General features: G+C 73.0%; 16 protein-coding genes and 1 pseudogene. 8 read left to right on the forward strand and 9 right to left on the reverse strand.

What is annotated here, in order from left to right:
• The 4 genes and pseudogenes from AB0J40_RS46745 to AB0J40_RS46760 all read left to right on the forward strand — a co-directional run.
• Positions 1-393: pseudogene (locus tag AB0J40_RS46745) on the forward strand (Crp/Fnr family transcriptional regulator); the annotation flags it as partial.
• A 5-nt stretch (positions 394-398) separates the two neighbouring features.
• A complete protein-coding gene (locus AB0J40_RS46750; RefSeq protein WP_364467014.1) occupies positions 399-1,787 on the forward strand; it encodes a family 2B encapsulin nanocompartment shell protein in 1,389 nt (462 codons plus the stop codon).
• A 108-nt stretch (positions 1,788-1,895) separates the two neighbouring features.
• A complete protein-coding gene (locus AB0J40_RS46755; RefSeq protein ID WP_364467016.1) occupies positions 1,896-2,786 on the forward strand; it encodes an NAD-dependent epimerase/dehydratase family protein in 891 nt (296 codons plus the stop codon).
• Complete coding sequence (locus tag AB0J40_RS46760) at positions 2,783-3,133, forward strand: darcynin family protein (RefSeq protein ID WP_364467018.1); 351 nt, start codon at positions 2,783-2,785, stop codon at positions 3,131-3,133. Before AB0J40_RS46755 ends, AB0J40_RS46760 begins: the two co-directional genes overlap by 4 nt.
• Here the strand turns inward: AB0J40_RS46760 and AB0J40_RS46765 are convergent.
• The 6 genes from AB0J40_RS46765 to AB0J40_RS46790 are packed head-to-tail and all read right to left on the reverse strand — an operon-like array spanning position 3,130 to position 8,434.
• On the reverse strand, positions 3,130-4,131 hold the full coding sequence (locus tag AB0J40_RS46765; RefSeq protein ID WP_364467020.1) for a proline racemase family protein: 1,002 nt from the start codon (positions 4,129-4,131) through the stop codon (positions 3,130-3,132). The genes AB0J40_RS46760 and AB0J40_RS46765 overlap by 4 nt on opposite strands.
• Positions 4,132-5,043 carry a dihydrodipicolinate synthase family protein gene (locus AB0J40_RS46770; protein WP_364467022.1) on the reverse strand — a complete coding sequence of 304 codons (912 nt, stop codon included), beginning with the start codon at positions 5,041-5,043 and terminating at the stop codon, positions 4,132-4,134.
• Complete coding sequence (locus AB0J40_RS46775; protein ID WP_364467024.1) at positions 5,040-6,377, reverse strand: NAD(P)/FAD-dependent oxidoreductase; 1,338 nt, start codon at positions 6,375-6,377, stop codon at positions 5,040-5,042. Before AB0J40_RS46775 ends, AB0J40_RS46770 begins: the two co-directional genes overlap by 4 nt.
• Positions 6,374-6,628, reverse strand: a complete 255-nt coding sequence (locus AB0J40_RS46780) for a (2Fe-2S)-binding protein (RefSeq protein ID WP_364467026.1) — start codon at positions 6,626-6,628, stop codon at positions 6,374-6,376. The genes AB0J40_RS46775 and AB0J40_RS46780 overlap by 4 nt, the downstream gene beginning before the upstream one ends.
• On the reverse strand, positions 6,625-7,770 hold the full coding sequence (locus tag AB0J40_RS46785; protein ID WP_364467028.1) for an FAD-dependent oxidoreductase: 1,146 nt from the start codon (positions 7,768-7,770) through the stop codon (positions 6,625-6,627). Before AB0J40_RS46785 ends, AB0J40_RS46780 begins: the two co-directional genes overlap by 4 nt.
• A gap of 37 nt (positions 7,771-7,807) precedes the next feature.
• A complete protein-coding gene (locus AB0J40_RS46790; protein ID WP_364467030.1) occupies positions 7,808-8,434 on the reverse strand; it encodes an XRE family transcriptional regulator in 627 nt (208 codons plus the stop codon).
• Between the two features lie 140 nt (positions 8,435-8,574).
• On the opposite strand from AB0J40_RS46790, the gene AB0J40_RS46795 reads away from it, so the two are divergent.
• A complete protein-coding gene (locus AB0J40_RS46795; protein ID WP_364467032.1) occupies positions 8,575-9,033 on the forward strand; it encodes a YcxB family protein in 459 nt (152 codons plus the stop codon).
• Here AB0J40_RS46795 and AB0J40_RS46800 read toward each other — a convergent pair.
• Together AB0J40_RS46800 and AB0J40_RS46805 are read right to left on the reverse strand one after the other, a co-directional pair.
• Entirely contained in the window at positions 9,023-9,973 is a 951-nt protein-coding gene (locus tag AB0J40_RS46800) for a pyridoxal-phosphate dependent enzyme (RefSeq protein WP_364467034.1), read from the reverse strand. The two genes, AB0J40_RS46795 and AB0J40_RS46800, sit on opposite strands and share 11 nt — an antisense overlap.
• A complete protein-coding gene (locus tag AB0J40_RS46805; RefSeq protein ID WP_364467036.1) occupies positions 9,963-11,159 on the reverse strand; it encodes an MFS transporter in 1,197 nt (398 codons plus the stop codon). The genes AB0J40_RS46800 and AB0J40_RS46805 overlap by 11 nt, the downstream gene beginning before the upstream one ends.
• Positions 11,160-11,239: 80 nt before the next feature.
• Between AB0J40_RS46805 and AB0J40_RS46810 the strand changes: the two genes are divergently transcribed.
• Complete coding sequence (locus AB0J40_RS46810; RefSeq protein WP_364467065.1) at positions 11,240-11,938, forward strand: helix-turn-helix transcriptional regulator; 699 nt, start codon at positions 11,240-11,242, stop codon at positions 11,936-11,938.
• 112 nt (positions 11,939-12,050) lie between these two features.
• On the forward strand, positions 12,051-13,559 hold the full coding sequence (locus AB0J40_RS46815; protein WP_364467037.1) for a DUF2235 domain-containing protein: 1,509 nt from the start codon (positions 12,051-12,053) through the stop codon (positions 13,557-13,559).
• On the opposite strand, the gene AB0J40_RS46820 is transcribed toward AB0J40_RS46815, so the two are convergent.
• Complete coding sequence (locus tag AB0J40_RS46820) at positions 13,552-14,340, reverse strand: NAD(P)H-binding protein (RefSeq protein ID WP_364467039.1); 789 nt, start codon at positions 14,338-14,340, stop codon at positions 13,552-13,554. The genes AB0J40_RS46815 and AB0J40_RS46820 overlap by 8 nt on opposite strands.
• Before the next feature lie 80 nt (positions 14,341-14,420).
• On the opposite strand from AB0J40_RS46820, the gene AB0J40_RS46825 reads away from it, so the two are divergent.
• Complete coding sequence (locus AB0J40_RS46825; protein WP_364467041.1) at positions 14,421-15,338, forward strand: AraC family transcriptional regulator; 918 nt, start codon at positions 14,421-14,423, stop codon at positions 15,336-15,338.
• Positions 15,339-15,340: the final 2 nt, after the last annotated feature.

Below are 15,340 nucleotides of genomic sequence, written 5' to 3' on the forward strand. Positions count from 1 at the left end.
CCCGCCGTCTTCCTCGCCCACCCCAAAACCATCGCCGCGTTCGGCCGCGAATGCACCAAAGCCGGCCTCTACCCCGACGCCGTCGACCTCGGCGGGCACCACGTGCCGGCCTGGCGCGGCATCCCCATCCTGCCCTGCAACAAAATCCCCGTCACCGACACCCGCACCAGCTCCATCCTGCTCATGCGCACCGGCGAACAAGCCCAAGGCGTCGTCGGGCTGCACCAGACCGGGCTACCGGACGAATACCAGCCCGGGCTGAACGTGCGGTTCATGGGCATCAGCGAACAGGCCATCATCTCCTACCTGGTTTCGGCGTACTACTCGGCCGCGGTGCTGGTGCCGGACGCGTTGGCAGTACTGGAAAGCGTCGAACTCGGCCGGGAAGGCTGAGACCCGTGACGGTGACGGAGGAAACGGCGTCCTTGCAGCTGTCGCTGGGCGTCAGAGCCGCGCGGACGCTGACCACGACGACGAAAACCCTGCCGCAGATGCGGGGCATCACCACCCGCTGGCTGCTCTCCCAGCTGCCCTGGGTCGAGGTCCCCGCCGGCAGCTACCGCGTCAACCGCCGCCTCACCTACACCGTCGGCGACGGCAAAGTCTCCTTCTACACCACCGGCGCCCGCGTCCAGGTCGTCCCCGCCGAACTCACCGAACTCGAACTCCTGCGCGGCTTCGGCGACGAACAAGCCCTCGCCGCCCTCGCCGACACCTTCGAACAACGCGAATACGAACCCGGCGACACCATCACCACCATCGACACCCCCCTCGACACCCTCTTCCTCCTCGCCCACGGCAAAGTCACCCAGCACGGCCGCGGCGAATACGGCGACGAAACCCACCTCGCCACCGCCACCGACGGCGACCACTTCGGCGCCGAACTCCTCGCCCGCAACGACGCCACCTGGCGCTTCACCGCCCGAGCCGCCACCCACGTCATCGCGCTCGTCCTGCCCGCGGACGCCTACGCCCGCCTCAACGGCCGGTCCGAATCGCTTCGCGCCCACGTCGCCGAAGCGATCGGCCGCCCCCGCAAACCCCAGAACGCCAAGGGCGAAGCCAGCATCGACCTGTCCGCCGGCCACGACGGCGAACCCATCCTCTCCGGAACGTACGTCGACTACGACCCCTCACCCCGCGAGTACGAACTCGCCATCGCACAAACCGTGCTGCGAGTACACAACCGCGTCGCCGACCTCTACAACAACCCGATGAACCAGCTCGAACAACAGCTGCGGCTCACCGTAGAAGCCCTGCGCGAACGGCAAGAACACGAACTGGTCAACAACACCGACTTCGGGCTCCTGCACAACGCCGACCTCAAACACCGGCTCACCACCCGCACCGGACCACCCACCCCACTAGACCTGGACGACCTCCTCACCCGGCGCCGCAAGACCAAGTTCTTCCTCGCCCACCCCCGCGCCATCGCCGCGTTCGGCCGCGAATGCACGCGGGCACGCGTCTACCCGGATACGACGCTGCTCGACGGCAAACGCGTCATGGCCTGGCGCGGCGTCCCGATCCTGCCCTGCGACAAGATTCCGATCACCGACACCGGCACCACGTCGATCCTCGCCATGCGCACCGGCGAAGACGACGCCGGCGTCATCGGCCTGCGCCCGAAGGAGCTACCCGACCAGTACCAGCCCGGGCTCAACGTCCGGTTCATGGGCATCAGCGACCGCGCGGTGACGTCCTATCTGGTCAGCGCCTACCACTCGGCCGCGGTGCTGGTACCGGACGCGCTCGGCGTGCTGGACCACGTCGAGACGGGATCCTGACATTTGCGTCTGACTCAATTGTCAATTGCCAAAGTTGCGTGGCACGCGCAGGGCCGCTGCTCCTAACTTCGGACTCGTCAAGGAGTTCCCCGAAGAAGGAGCAGCACCATGCACGTGTTCGTCACCGGGGCGACGGGGTGGATCGGCACCGCCGTCGTCGACGAACTGCTCGGCGCCGGGCACGAGGTCACCGGCCTCGCCCGGTCGGAAGCCGCGGCCCTGAAGCTCGCCAAGGCGGGCGCCCGCGTCCGGCGCGGCGACCTCGACGACCTCGACGGTCTCCGGGACGGCGCGATCGACGCCCACGCCGTCGTCCACCTGGGCAACAAGCACGACTGGGCGAACCCCGCCGAGAACAACCGGACCGAGCGGGCCGCCATCGAGACGATGGCCGGTGCGCTCGCGGGCACCGACCGGCCGTTCCTGCTCGCCGGCGCGCTCGCCGGCCTGGTCCGGGGCCGGCCCGCCCGCGAGTCCGACGTCTCCCCCGCGGTCGGCCCGGACTCGATGCGCGGTGGCGGCGAGAACCTCGCGTTCGAGTACGTCGGGAAGGGCGTCCGGGTGGTCAGCTGCCGGTTCGCACCGTCGGTGCACGGCGCCGGCGACCACGGGTTCCTCGCCGCCATCACGGCGGCGGCCCGCCGGCACGGCGTGTCCGCATACGTCGGCGACGGCACGACGGCCTGGTCGGCGGTCCACCGCCCGGCCGCGGCCCGGCTCGTCCGGCTCGGTCTCGAGGCCGCCCCGCCCGGGGCACGCCTGCACGCCGTCGCCGAGGAAGCCGTGACGACGCGTGAGATCGCCGAGGCGATCGGCCGCACGCTCGACCTGCCGGTGGTCTCCATCGCGCCCGAGAACGCGGCCGGGCACTTCGGGTTCGTCGGCCGGTTCTTCGCGACGGACATGTCCGCGTCGAGCACGGCCACGCGGGAGCTGCTCGGCTGGACGCCGTCCGGGCCGACGCTCGTCGAGGACATCGAGGCGGGTGCGTACGCGTGACCGCGACGGTAACCGCCTTCATGCTGGTCAAGACCACGCCGGAGTGGCTGGCCATGACGGTCGAGCAGCGGATCGAGGCGTTCCGGACCGAGATCGTCCCGGCGGTCGAGGCGAAGGCCAAGGGCGTCCGCTCGCGCTTCTACGACACCGAGTTCTACTCGGCGCGCGTGACCGACGTGTGGGTGTGGGAAGCCGCCGGCCACGAGGCGTACCAGCTCCTGGTCGACGCCCTGCGCGAAACGCCGTTCTGGGACCGCTGGTTCGAGGTCGCCGAGATCCTGGTCGGGGTCGAGAACGGGTACGCCAGGAACTACGGCGTCGACGCCGTCGCCAGCATCACCTCCTAGAGCACGAAACCGGTCGGGAAGGGGTCATCGGGATCGAGCAGGTAGGTGGCGGTCCCGGTGATCCAGGCCCGGCCGGAGAACTCGGGGATCACCGCCGGCACGCCGCCCACCTCCGTCTCGCCCACCAGCTCGCCCGTGAACGTCGTGCCGATGAACGAACTGTTCTCGAACGGCGTGTGCAGCGGCAGCTCGCCCCGCGCGTGCAGCTGGGCCATCCGGGCGGACGTGCCCGTGCCGCACGGCGAGCGGTCGAACCAGCCCGGGTGGATGGCCATCGCGTTCCGCGACGTGCGGGCGTCCGAACCGGGCGCGAGGAACTGGACGTGCTTGCAGCCGCCAATCAGCGGGTCGGCCGGGTGCTTCGGCGGGCGCTGCTCGTTGATCGCGCCCATGATGTCCAGGCCGGCCGCGAGGATCCGGTCCTTCTCCGCCCGGTCGAACGGGATGTCCACCTGGGACAGGTCGAGGATGGCGTAGAAGTTGCCGCCGTAGGCCAGGTCGTAGCGGACCTCGCCGAAGCCGGGCACGTCCACGACGGCGTCCCGCTCGGCGAGGAACGAGGCCACGTTCCGCAGTTTGACCCGTTCCGCGCGCCCGTCGCGGACCGTCACCTCGGCGTACACGAGCCCGGCCGGGGTGTCCAGGCGCACCACGGTCGTCGGCTCGGTCACCTCGACCATGCCGGTTTCCACCAGTACCGTCGCGACGCCGATCGTGCCGTGGCCGCACATCGGCAGGCAGCCGGACACCTCGATGTACACGACACCCCAGTCGGCGTCGTCGCGGCAGGGCGGTTGCAGGATCGCGCCGCTCATCGCCGAGTGCCCGCGCGGCTCGTGCATGAGGAACTGGCGGATGTGGTCGAGGTTCGCCATGAAGTACCGGCGGCGCTCGGCCATCGTGTCCCCGGGGATCGGGCCGACGCCGCCGGTCACCACCCGGGTGGGCATGCCTTCGGTGTGCGAGTCGACCGCCGCGATCGCGCGTGAAGACCGCACCTACGCCACCCCCAGCGCGGCGAGCGCCCGGCCCATGTCGGCGCGGACCTGCTCGCGGTGGACGTCGGAAAGCGGCCCGCGCGGTGGCCGGCACGGCCCGCCGTAGCGGCCCACCATGTCCATGCCGAGCTTGATGGCCTGGACGAATTCGGTGCGCGAGTCCCAGCGGAACGCGGCCACGAGCGGCTCGTACAGCGCGCGGGCTTCGTCGAGCTTGCCCGCCGTGGCCAGCTCGAACAGCCGCGCCGACTCGGCCGGGAACACGTTGGGGAACCCGGCGAACCAGCCGGTCGCGCCCATCAGCAGGCTCTCCACGACGACGTCGTCGGCGCCGCTGATCACGGCGAGTTCGGGCGCCCGTTCGCGGATCTCCAGCACGCGCCGGACGTCGCCGGAGAACTCCTTGACGGCGACGACGTTGTCGATCTGCGCGATCTCGGCGAGCAGGTCGGGCGTGAGGTCGACCTTCGTGTCGAAGGGGTTGTTGTAGACCATCACCGGCAGGCCGACCGACGCGACGGCTTCGAAGTGGGCGAGTACTTCGCCGCGGTTGGCGCGGTAGAGCGTCGGCGGGAGGCAGAGCACGCCGTGCGCGCCGTCCTCGGCCGCGGCCTCGGCCCAGTACTTGGCCTGGTGCGCGCCGGGTCCGTGGACGCCGACGACGACGATCCCGTCATCGCCGACGGCCTCGATCGCGGTGCGGGCGACGCGGCGGCGTTCGTCGTCGGTGAGCGAGGAGTATTCGCCGAGGGAGCCGTTCGGGCCGACCCCGCGGCAGCCGTTGCCGACGAGCCAGCGGCAGTGTTCGGCGTAGGTGTCGTAGTCGACGGCCAGCCCGGCGGGGGCGGTGTCGTCGGGTTTGTACGGCAGCGCGGCGGCGACTACCACGCCGCCGAGATCGCGGGTGCTCATGAGTCTCCTTCGGGTGCGGCGAGCTCGCCCAGGCGGATCGGCTGGGCGATCGGTCGGTGGTGGCGTTCGGCGCCGCCGCAGAGCTCGGCGACGGTGGGGCCGCACATCCGGCCCTGGCACGGGCCGAGCCCGGCGCGGGTGCCGAGCTTGAGCGCGTGCGGGCCCGGCTCGACGGCGTCGGCGGCAGCTTCCTTCAGCCGGCCGTAGGTGGTTTCCTCGCAGCGGCAGACGATCGTGTCGTCGCGCAGCCAGCCGGGCCACGCGGCACCGATCGGGTGGGCGGCCTTCAACCGGTGCGCGAACGCCCGGGTGCGGTCCCGGGTGCGGAGCAGCTCCCGGCTCGGCGTGCCCCCGGCGGCGACGCAGCCGGCGACCGCGCCCTCCGCGCGTGCGGCGTCCGCCCCGCCGATCCCGGTGATCTCCCCGGCGGCGAAGACGCCTTCGACGGTGGTGCGCTGGTCGTCGTCGATCCGGACGAAGCCGTCGTCGAGCACGCAGCCGGCGGCGACGGCCAGCTCGGGTTGCGGGACGAAGCCGTGGCCGACGCAGACGGCGTCGACGGCGTGGGTGCGTTCGGTGCCGGGGACGACCGACCAGTCGGCGCGGACGCGGGCGGTGACGACTTCGCGGACCCGGTCGTCCCCGCGGGCCTCGACCACCACGTGGCCGAAGCGGTAGGGGACGCGGTGCCGGGCCAGGGTGGCGGCGTAGCGGGCGAGTTCGGCGGCTTTGCCACGAGGGACGGTTCCCGACCATCCTTTGAGGACGGTCGAGACGGGGTTGGCTTCCAGGACGGCGAGCACGTCGGCACCGACGGCCAGCAGCGATTCGGCGACCGGCAGGAGGAAGGGACCGGCCCCGGCGACGAGGACGCGCTTGCCGACGGCGACCCGCTCCCCCTTGGCGAGGGTCTGCGCGGCGCCGGCGGTGTAGACGCCGGGCAACTGCCAGCCGGGAAACGGGAGGACGCGGTCGTGCGCGCCGGTGGCGAGGATCAGGGCATCGGGTTCGAGGGTGACGCGGTGCCGGTCGGTGCCATCGGCTGGGCCGCGCAGGAGGTGGATCCGGAGTGCGGGTGACTGTGCGGCCGAGCCAGGATCGCGGGCCTGGGCAGCGCCGGGAGCTTCGAGTGCCCACACCGTGCTCTCCGGCCACCACTCGCACCGGCTCAGCACTTCCGCGAAGCCGTGCGGGTCCGCGTAAAACCTCCGGTGGTACTGCCCGCCCGGCGCGTCCGCACCGTCCACCACCGTGACCTCGGCCCCGGCCTTCAGCGCGTGCTCGGCGGCCGCCAGTCCCGCTGGCCCCGCGCCGATGATCACCACCCTCGTCATGCGTCCTCCCGGCGCGACTGGGTGCGGATCTCGTCGCCGTCGGTGGCACGGCGGCGGCACGCGCGGACGTCCGGTACCCCGTTCACCGTCACCACGCAGTCGAAGCACGCTCCGATTCCGCAGAACACACCCCGTGGCGCGCCGGATCGGGTGGTGCGCCACGACGTCCGGCCGGCCGCCAGCAGGATCCCCGCCACTGTCTGTCCTTCGCTGCCGGCCAGCGGCTCGCCGTCGACGGTGATCTCGATCATGCGACCACCGCCGGACGGTCCACCGTGAACTCCTCCACCGGCATCGACGGCGAAGACCCCGTCAGCAGTTCGCGCAGCAGCCGGGCCGTGCCGACGCTCAGCCCGATGCCCGCTCCTTCGTGTCCCGTCGCGTGCCACAAGCCGGCGAGCCGCGGGTCCTCGCCGAGGACCGGGAGATGATCGTCCAGATAGGGCCGGAAGCCGCCGTACGCGCGCATCACCGCCGCGTCGGCCAGCGACGGGAACAGCCGCAGCGCCTTGGCCGCGATCGCGCTCAGCACCGACGGCAGGAGCGCGTCGGCGAAACCCACGCGGCGGCGCGACGAGCCGATCAGCACCGTGCCGCCCCGCGTCGACTCGACCACGGCCGACGTCTGCAGCTCGCCGTCGCCGGACCCGACCGCCCCCACGTAGTCCGCGTCGTACACCTTGTGCCGCACCACCCCGGGCATCGGCGTCGTCACCAGCACCTCGCCGCGGCGGGGGCGGACCGCGATCGGCGCACCCAACCGCGCGGAGACCTCGCCCGCCCAGGGGCCGGCCGCGTTGACGACGACGTCCGCCTCGAAGACCTCGCCGGGCACGCGGACCCCGGTGATGCGGCCGCCCCGCACGACCGCGCCGGTGACCTCGGTGTCGGTGCGCAGGCGGGCACCGTGCGCGAGGGCCGAGCCGAGCAGGGCGAGCGTCGCGCCGGCCGGCTGGACCTGGGCGTCCTCCGGGTAGCGGACCGCCGCCGTCACGGCACGGGTCAACGCGGGTTCGGCGGCGAAGACGTCCACTGTGGACAACGGCTCGACGCGTACCCCCGCCGCGGCCTGCGCGGCCGCGAACGCGGTGAGCGCGCCGGCACCGGCTTCGGTGGTGGCCACGACGATGCCGCCCTTGGGGTCGAACTCGCAGCCGTCGCCCAGCTCGGCCGCGATCTCCGGCCACAGCCGGGCCGAGAGCTGCGCGAGCCGGAGCTCCGCCCCTGGGCCCTTGTCCGAGACGAGGAGGTTGCCTTCGCCGTGTGAGGTGGTGCCGCCCGCGGGCCGGCCGCGGTCGACGACCAGGACGTCGAACCCGGCGAGGCTCAGCTCCCGGGCGCACGCCGCCCCGACGACACCGGCGCCGATCACCACCACCCGCGTTCGGTTCATCGACCCTCCGGTGTTCGGTAAAGCGAACGATCGGAGGTTAGGTCTCCAGGACCGGAGGTGTCAACGGGTGCGGCCGCCCGTCGAGCCGTTCGCCGTCGCGGTACTGCAGCAGCAGCACCGAGTGCACGGGCGCGGCCAGCGCGGTGTAGCTGTGCGGCTCGCGGGCGTCGAAGGCGACGTAGTCGCCGGGCCCGAGGTCGACGGTCCGGCCGGCCACCTCGACGCGCAGCCCGCCGGTCTGCACGACGGTGTGCTCGACCCCGACGTGACCCTGCGACCGCTGCGGCGCGTCGCCGCGGACGACCTGGTCGTACACCTCGAAAACGCTGCTCTCCGCTTCGATCCGGCGCAACGGCCGCAGGTCGACACCCTCGCCGCGGAGCACTTCGACGTCGGCGCCGCGCACCACGGTCAGGCCGCCGCGGGGCCGGTGGTCGAGCAGGTCGGAGATGGCGACCTCGAGGGCGCGGGACAGGCTGAAGACGGTCTCGATCGTCGGGTTGCCGCTGCCCGCCTCCAGCTGCGAGAGGGTCGCCTTGCCGATGCCCGACCGCCGCGACAGCTCCGACAGCGACAGGCCCCGCGCCGCCCGGGCCGCGCGCAGGTTGACGGCGAGCATGTCGCGGATCGAAGGCTCGGTCGCAGCGTTCGGTAAAGCGTCCATCGAGTCCGGTCTCCGTTCGGTTCGCCGATCGCGGCCCATGATGCCATGGCGGACGCCGTGCCAGAATGAACGCGTACGATCGCCATCTTGGGGGGAACGTCTCCGTGGACATCTCGTCGTCGTTTCACTACACACCCAGAATGGCCCGGCAGGCGTTCCGCGCCTGCCACCCGCACGGCACCCTGGTCCGGTGGCTGCCGGCCGGGATCTACCTGGGGCTCGGGATCCTGCTGCTGGCGTTGGCTTTCCGGGACGCGCCGGACCCGCGCGCGCTCGTCTTCGGCGTCGTGGTCCTCGTGCTCGGCCTCTTCGGCCGGCAGATCTTCAACGTGCGGCGCGCCGCCCGGGCGGTGCGGGCCCTCTCCGAGTCCGGGACCACCCGGCTCGAGCTGTCCGACGCGGGTTACACGGTCGAGGCTTCCGGGGAGACGATCAGCCTGCCGTGGCCGACCTTCAAGAGTGCCGCGCTCGTCCGCGGCTTCTGGGTGCTGACCACAGAGTCCGAGGGCACGCTCGCGTTCCCGGCGAGCGCGCTCGACGCGGCGCAGACCGAAGCGTTTCGCGCGGTCATGCGGGAGAAGGGCCTGCTCAAGCGCTGAGCCACCCGCGGTAGGCGGCCAGGTCGACGTTGCTGCCGCAGACGATGGTGGCCACGTGCCGGCCGGCGAAGCGCTCGCGGTCTTCGAGGATCGCCGCCAGGCCGAGCGCCGCCGACGGCTCCACCACCAGACCCGCCTTCTCCAGGAACAGCCGCAGGCCGGCGATGATCGACGTCTCCCGCACCAGGACGGCATCGTCGACGACCTGCAGCAGGTCGTCGAGGACTTCGGGAATGGGGAAGCGGCCCGCGACGCCGTCGGCGATGGTGTCGGCCGTGTCGGTGGTGACGACCCGGCGTGCCCGCCACGACCGCGCCATCGCCGGCGCGCGTTCGGGCTGGATCGCGATCACTTCGGTCCCCGGGGCCAAGGACTTCAGGACGTGACCGACCCCGGTGGCGAGCGCACCGCCGCCCAAGGCGATGAGCACGGCGTCGAACGGCCCACCCGCCACCAGTTCGAGCCCGATGGTCGCCGCGCCTTCGCAGGTTTCGACGTCCAGGCTGTCTTCGACGAGCCGGACGCCCCGCTGTCGCGCCAGGTCCGCCGCGCGGGAGCGGGCCAGCTCGAAGTCGCCGTCCACGAGTTCCAAGTGGGCGCCGAAACCCCGGATGCGCTCGAGCTTCGCGGCGGGCGCGAACCGCGACGCCACCACGGTGACGTCGATCCCGCGCGCCCGTCCGGACACCGCGAGAGCCTGCCCGAGGTTGCCGGCGCTGGCGCACACGGCGGCGCGCTCCCCGCGTTCGGCGAGGCCGTGCGCGACCAGTTCGGTGCCGCGGCCCTTGAAGCTGCGGACGGGGTTGGCGGTTTCGAGCTTCACGCCGACCCGGCAGCCGAGTTCGCGTTCGAGGGGTTCGCAGCGGTAGAGCGGGCTGTCGAGGAAGACCGGCTCGATCACCCGGCGGGCGGCCCGGATCCGGTCGAGGTCAAGACGCACGGTCCGGGAGCATAGCCGCCGGTTCCCGGGTCCGGAGGGCCCAGCGGGTCAGCCGCGGGAGGGGCGCGACGGCCACCAGGAACACCGCGGCGACCAGCACCCACCCCAGCGCGCCGAGGCCGCCGACCGCGAGGGTGAACACGCCGGGCCCGACCATCTGGACCGTCGCCGTGGCCGCTTCGCTCGCCCCTTGGTAAGCCCCCTTCGCTTCTTCGCGCATGAGCCGCACCGAGAGCCCCCAGTTCGCGGCCACGTAACTCAGCTCGCCCACGACGTGCAGCACCGCGGCCAGGACGACCACCGTCACCGCGCCCGCCCCCGCCCCGCCGTCGGTGGTCGCCAGGAGCAGGCAGCTCGCCGCCAGGACCACGCCGGACACCACCGCCGTCCGGGCCGCCTGGCGCGCCGTGCGGCCGAAGCGGGCGAACGGCACCTGGAACACGGCGATGCCGACCGAGCTGAGCACGACCACGACGCCGCCGAGGCCGAGCGGCAGCCGCGTCGAGCCGGACAGCCACAGCGGCAACCCGGCCGACAACATCGCCCAGCACAGGGAAAGCACCGCGGTCACACCGGCGACGCACAGGTAGGGCCGGTCGCGCAGCACCGCCCGGGCGCCCTCCCGCCGGGCGGGGCGTCCCGAAGGTGCCGGCACCAGCAGCGTCGTGCCGGCCAGGACCAGGAAGCTCAGCGCGTTGCCGGCGATGGCGAGGGTGTACGCCCAGGGCGCGTCGGCGGTCAGGACGAGCGCTCCGAGGCCGGCGCCGACGGCGTACCCGACGTGCTGGGCGACCCGCTGCTGCGCCAGCGCGCGCAGCCGGCGCGCCGGGTCGGCGACCAGGCCGGTGACCAGCGCGGTCCGGATCGCGGTTCCGCCGGTGGCGAGCGCGGTGAACGGCACCGTCACGACCAGGAACGACACCGTGCCGTCCACCGCCAGGTAGCCGGCCATCGCGGCGGCGCGCACCAGGGTCACCGCCACCAGCACCGCCCGGGGGCCGGCGCGGTCGGCGAACGCGCCCAAGGGCACCGCGGCGGCCATGCCCACGGCGCTCGCCACGGCCATGCCCGCGCCCACCGTCACCACCGGCAGCCCGAGGATCCGGGTGAAGTAGAGCGCCCAGATGGTGAACCACAGGCCGTCGCCGAGCGCGGAGACGCCGCGGCCCCACAGCAGGCTTCTCATGCAACCACCCTTCACGGAAGCCTGAACGGTAGCATCATTCAGGCATTCGTGAAGGGTGTTAGGATTCCCCGGTGCGCGGAATGGTCGAACCGGACAACACCATCCAGGCCGCGATCGTCGGGCTGACGCGGGAGCTGTCGGACCCCGTGCGGCTCACGGCGCTGCAGCTGCTGGCCGCCGAGGGGCCGCACACGATGGTGCAGCTGGCCGACGCGCTCGGCGTCACCGCGCCGCGGCTGGGCAACCACCTGGCGCGGCTGCGGGCGGCCGGGCTGGTGACGGTCGAGCACGCGGGCCGCCACGCGCTGTACCGCGTCGGCCGCGACGACCTCCTGCCGGTGCTCACGGCACTCGCCCGCTACGGCGGCAACGACTCCCTCACGCCCCCGCGGCCGGCGGAGTCCGCTGTGGACATCGCGCACACGTGCTACGACCACGCGGCCGGGAGGCTCGGCGTGGCGGTGTTCGCCATGCTGGTCGACCGCGGCGCGCTGCGGCCCCCGGACGGCTCGGCCGCCGACCTGGCCCTGGGCGGCGACGTCTCGGCGTTCCACGACCTCGGCGTCGACCCGGCCACGGTGGACCCGGGCCGGCGGCGGTGGGCGACGGCGTGCCTCGACCGCACCAACCGCATCCCCCACCTCGGCGGCGTCCTCGGCGGCCGGGTGCTGGACGCGCTCCTCGAGGCGGGCTTCGTCCGGCGCGGCGACGCGGACCGCGAGCTCGCCGTCACCCCGCTCGGCCGCCGGAAACTCGGCGCTCTGCTGCCCGGTTTCTGAACCCGGCCGTATCCGGCGGGCCCCGTTCCGCCTCTTCCAGACCTCGGGACTGTAACCGCGGCCGGGATCGAAGCGACTCCCAAGCATCCCGAGTGGAGCGAAGGTGGATCGGATGAGCGAGGCGAACGGCGGGCGGCGCCACCTGGTGGTCTGCTGCGACGGCACCTGGAACACGCCGGACCAGCAGCAACAGGGCAGGCCGGCCCCGACGAACGTCGCGCGGATCCACCACACCGTGGCCGACCGCGCCAACCAGCTGCGGTACTACCACCCCGGCGTCGGGACCGGGCCCGGCCTGCTCGACCACCTCGAAGGCGGGCTGGTCGGCAAAGGACTGTCCGAAAACATCAAGAGCGCCTACGCCTGGCTGGCCCGCACCTACGAGCCCGGCGATGCCGTCCACCTGTTCGGGTTCAGCCGCGGGGCGTTCACCGTCCGCAGCCTCTCCGGCATGCTCAAGTGCTGCGGCCTGCCCGCGGCGCTCAAGACGGCCGATTCCACCGCGTTCTGGGCCGAGGTCGACCGGCTCTTCACCGACGTCTACCGGGCGGGTGCCGAGGAAGCGGCCGAGCCGGTTCCGATCGAGTTCCTCGGCGTCTGGGACACCGTCGGGTCCCTCGGCATCCCCGACTGGCTCGGCCCGCTGAAGCTCGTCGAGGACCACGTCGGGCACCTCCCCCGGTTCCACGACACGAAGCTCGGCGGCCACGTCCGGCACGCCCGCCAGGCGCTCGCCATCGACGAGATGCGCGGCCCGTTCATGCCGACGTTGTGGTCCAATGTGGACAAGGGGCGGGACGTCGAGCAGGTCTGGTTCCCCGGCGACCACTGCGACGTCGGCGGCGGGCACGACCGCACCGGGCTGTCCGACGCCGCCCTGCGGTGGATGATCGACGAATGCCGCGTGGCCGTCCCGGACCTCGTCTTCGACGACACCATGTACAACCAGATCGCACCGGATGCCCAGGACGTGCTGCACGACTCGCTCCACAGCGTCTACACGGTCCTGTGCCCGGCGCCGCGCGCCTTCCCGTTCATCAGCAAGGATTCCCCCGATATCGCCCAGTCCGCTGTGGACCGCCAGGCGACGCCGCCGATCACGACCGGCCCGTACCGCCCCGGCAGGCGGCTCGAGGTGGGCGAGTCCGCGACCGTCGACGTCTACGCCGGGAAGCCGTGGAACTGGACGGGCCTCTACCTGGTGCCCGGCGACTACGCGTTCGAGGCCGAGGGCACCTGGCTGAACGGGAAGGTCGCGCACCGCCCCGACGGCACCGAGGCCGACGCCCGGCTGGACTTCCAGGACGTGCTGCACGCACTGGCCACGACGTCGGCCTGGCTCCAGACCCAGCTGGCCCGGCTGAACCACGCGGACGCCCGCTCGTTCGGGGGCCGCCGCTGCGAAGGGGCGAAGTGGATGGCCCTGATCGGCGCGGTGGCGGCCCCGAACCTCGACGCCCACGACGTCCAGCAGCCGTACGACGCGATCCCGATCGGCGGTGGCATGGCCGGGTGGGTCAACCGGAAGCCGGGGTACTTCTACGCCTACGCCAACGACAGCTGGCTGGGGTACGCCGGCAACCGGGGTTCGCTGAGGCTGACCGTCACGCGGCTCAGCTGACCAGCCACGTGGTCGCGGCGACGAACTCCTCGAACGACCGGGGCGGCCGGCCGAGGGCGCGTTCGACGCCGTCGCCGAGGTCGGCGCCCCGGCCTTCGCGCAGGTCCGCGAGCAAGCCGGTGAGCAGGCGCGCCACCGTTTCCGGGACGCCGTAAGCGATCTGCCGCTCGACGAACACCCGCGGCTCGACGTCGGCGTACTCGATTTCGCGGCCGGCGGCCCGGGCGATCAGGTCCACCGCCTCGCCGAACCCGACCGCTCGCGGGCCGGTCAGGTCGTACACCTCACCGGCGTGCCGGTCGTCGGTCAGCGCCGCCGCGGCGACGTCGGCGATGTCCTCCGCGTCGACGAAGGGCGCGGCCCCGGCTCCGGCCGGCAGGGCCAGGACGCCCTCCCGGATCCCGGCCGCCCACGGGCCTTCGCTGAAGTTCTGCGCGAACCACTGGGGACGCAGGATCGTCCAGCCGGCGCCGGACTCCCGCACGGCGCGCTCGGCGGCGTGCAGCGGATGCCCCTCCTCCCCCGCGCGCGGGGCGGACAGCATGACCAGCCGGGACACCCCCGCCGCGACCGCGTGGTCCACGAACCGCGGCAGCCGCGCGGCGCGCAGATCCGGTTCCACCAGGTAGACGGCCGTGACGCCGTCGAGCGCGGACGCCCAGCTCGCGGTGTCGCCGAGGTCGAACCCGTCGGTGCGCGAAGCGATCCGGGCATTCTCGAGGCGCCGGGCGATGCGACGGCCGGTCTTGCCGGTGCCGCCGAGGATCAAGGTCGTTTGCATGCCGTCAGCCAACCGCGTGCGGACAAGACGATCCATGGGAGATGGTCGAGGATTCCTTTGTGATCGTCTACGGTCGGGCCATGGACGTCCTGAGCGACCTGCTGCACCGGGCCCACGCCGCCGACGCGCTGGTGCGGCAGCTGATCCAGCGGCCGCCGTGGTCGCTGACCTTCACGGACGCCCCGCCGCTCACCCTCGTCGCCACGCTCGGCGGCCACGCGTCGCTGCGCGTCGGCGACGCCGAGCCGGTCCGGCTGACCGCCGGGGACCTCGCCCTGGTCCGCGCGCCCGGCTACACGATCGCCGACGACCCGGCCACCCCGCCCCGGCACGTGATCCGGGGCGCGAAGAAGTACCCCGTCGCGGGGGTGGCGGAGCTGGCACGCCGGGCGCCGCGCACCTACGGCGACGGCGAACCCGGCGCCACGACCCTGCTGCGGGGTGCCTACGAACTCCACGGCGCCGTCGCCGGCCGCCTGCTGGAGCTGCTCCCGCCGCTGGCCGTCGTGCCCGACGGGCCGCGGACGCGCGCGGCCCTCGACCTGCTCGCCGCCGAGGTCGTCCTCGACGAGCCGGGCCAGGACGCCGTCCTGGCCCGGTTGCTGGACCTCGTGCTCGTGCTGGCGGTGCGGGCGTGGTGCGCGGCGGAGGCGCCGCCGGCCTGGTACCGGGCACTCGACGACGCCGGCGTCGGGGAGGCACTGCGCCTGCTGCACGCCGAACCCGCGCACCGGTGGACGGTCGCCTCGCTGGCCGCGCGGGTGGGGTTGTCGCGGGCCGCGTTCGCCGCGCGCTTCGCGCACCTCGTCGGCGAGCCGCCGCTGACGTACCTCACCGGCTGGCGGATGACGCTCGCCGCGGATCTGTTGCGCGACACCGAAGACACCGTCGCCGCCGTCGCGAAGGCGGTCGGCTACGCGGACCCGTTCGCGTTCAGCGTGGCCTTCAAACGCCACCGCGGCACCAGCCCGTCGGACTGGCGCCGCGGCCCGATGTGACG

This window comes from Amycolatopsis sp. NPDC049691, assembly GCF_040675005.1.
Lineage (GTDB): Bacteria > Actinomycetota > Actinomycetes > Mycobacteriales > Pseudonocardiaceae > Amycolatopsis.